This is a genomic window from Comamonas odontotermitis (assembly GCF_020080045.1).
Classification (GTDB): Bacteria; Pseudomonadota; Gammaproteobacteria; order Burkholderiales; family Burkholderiaceae_C; genus Comamonas; species Comamonas odontotermitis.
The window spans coordinates 1-2,500 of the sequence record NZ_CP083452.1; the positions used below are offsets into that span (position 1 = coordinate 1).

The 2,500-nt window shown below is 50.2% G+C and carries 1 rRNA gene (cut by a window edge); it reads left to right on the plus strand.

Features of this window, described 5'->3' with window-relative positions:
• Positions 1 to 270 precede the first annotated feature (270 nt).
• Positions 271 to 2,500: ribosomal RNA gene (locus tag LAD35_RS20275) — 23S ribosomal RNA — on the plus strand; it runs 647 nt beyond the window's last position.

Below are 2,500 nucleotides of genomic sequence, written 5' to 3' on the forward strand. Positions count from 1 at the left end.
GTCGAAATCAGCGTTGCTGGTGGAAACTGCACATTCGTAAAGGTTTAGTGCAGACCGTGCCACCAGCAACAATTTGATTGCGTCAAAACGAATGAAACTTTGCGAATTTTTATTCAGTAATGACGAATATTCTTCAAGAATGTGGATCTGGGAGACCAGGTCTACGGCAAAGATATTCACATTACGGCATAACGCGCGAGGTGAGAGACCTCGCAAAGCAGTTGCTTGAGAGTGTAGCGATGTTCTCTAGAGATAGAGGTCAAAGTTATAGGTCAAGTGACTAAGAGCATGTGGTGGATGCCTTGGCGATGATAGGCGACGAAAGACGTGATAGCCTGCGAAAAGCTTCGGGGAGCTGGCAAATAAGCATTGATCCGGAGGTATCTGAATGGGGGAACCCACCTAGCAATAGGTATCACTGAGTGAATACATAGCTCAGTGAAGCGAACCTGGAGAACTGAAACATCTAAGTACCCAGAGGAAAAGACATCAACCGAGATTCCGATAGTAGTGGCGAGCGAATTCGGAGAAGCCTTGCAGTGATAGTCAGTGTGTTAACAAAACGGAATGGAAAGTCCGGCCATAGTGGGTGATAGCCCCGTATGTGAAAACGCATTGGTGGTACTAGGCTGCAGACAAGTAGGGCGGGGCACGAGAAACCCTGTCTGAACATGGGGGGACCATCCTCCAAGGCTAAATACTCATCATCGACCGATAGTGAACAAGTACCGTGAGGGAAAGGCGAAAAGAACCCCGGGAGGGGAGTGAAATAGATCCTGAAACCGCATGCTTACAAAAAGTCGGAGCCCTTAGGGGTGACGGCGTACCTTTTGTATAATGGGTCAGCGACTTACATTCAGTGGCAAGCTTAACCGAATAGGGAAGGCGTAGAGAAATCGAGTCCGAATAGGGCGACAAGTCGCTGGGTGTAGACCCGAAACCAAGTGATCTATCCATGGCCAGGATGAAGGTGCCGTAACAGGTACTGGAGGTCCGAACCCACTAGTGTTGCAAAACTAGGGGATGAGCTGTGGATAGGGGTGAAAGGCTAAACAAACTTGGAAATAGCTGGTTCTCTCCGAAAACTATTTAGGTAGTGCCTCAAGTATTACCTGCGGGGGTAGAGCACTGTTTAGGCTAGGGGGTCATGGCGACTTACCAAACCTATGCAAACTCCGAATACCGCAGAGTACAGCTTGGGAGACAGAGCACCGGGTGCTAACGTCCGGACTCAAGAGGGAAACAACCCAGACCGCCAGCTAAGGTCCCTAAAACGGGCTAAGTGGGAAACGAAGTGGGAAGGCTAAAACAGTCAGGATGTTGGCTTAGAAGCAGCCATCATTTAAAGAAAGCGTAATAGCTCACTGATCGAGTCGTCCTGCGCGGAAGATGTAACGGGGCTAAGCCAGTTACCGAAGCTGCGGATGTGCAATTTATTGCACGTGGTAGGAGAGCGTTCTGTAAGCCTGAGAAGGTGTCTGGTAACGGATGCTGGAGGTATCAGAAGTGCGAATGCTGACATGAGTAGCGTTAAAGCGGGTGAAAAGCCCGCTCGCCGTAAGCGCAAGGTTTTCTACGCAACGTTCATCGGCGTAGAGTGAGTCGGCCCCTAAGGTGAGGCAGAGATGCGTAACTGATGGGAAACAGGTCAATATTCCTGTACCGATGTGTAGTGCGATGTGGGGACGAAGAAGGTTAGCTCAGCCAACTGTTGGATATGTTGGTTCAAGCCTGTAGTCGTGCTCGGTAGGCAAATCCGCCGGGCTAAGATGAGGGGTGATAACGGGTCTGCTTGCAGACGAAGTGAGTGATACCCAGCTTCCAGGAAAAGCCACTAAGCTTCAGCTACACACGACCGTACCGCAAACCGACACTGGTGCGCGAGATGAGTATTCTAAGGCGCTTGAGAGAACTCAGGAGAAGGAACTCGGCAAATTGACACCGTAACTTCGGGAGAAGGTGTGCCGCAAGTAGGTGAAGTTGAACAAATGGAGCCCAAAGCGGTTGCAAAGAATAGGTGGCTGCGACTGTTTAATAAAAACACAGCACTCTGCAAACACGAAAGTGGACGTATAGGGTGTGACGCCTGCCCGGTGCTGGAAGATTAAATGATGGGGTGCAAGCTCTTGATTGAAGTCCCAGTAAACGGCGGCCGTAACTATAACGGTCCTAAGGTAGCGAAATTCCTTGTCGGGTAAGTTCCGACCTGCACGAATGGCGTAACGATGGCCACACTGTCTCCTCCTGAGACTCAGCGAAGTTGAAATGTTTGTGATGATGCAATCTCCCCGCGGAAAGACGGAAAGACCCCATGAACCTTTACTGTAGCTTTGTATTGGACTTTGAACAGATCTGTGTAGGATAGGTGGGAGGCTTTGAAGGGTGGATGCTAGTTCACCTGGAGCCGACGTTGAAATACCACCCTGGTGTGTTTGAGGTTCTAACCTTGGTCCATGATCTGGATCGGGGACAGTGCATGGTAGGCAGTTTGACTGGGGCG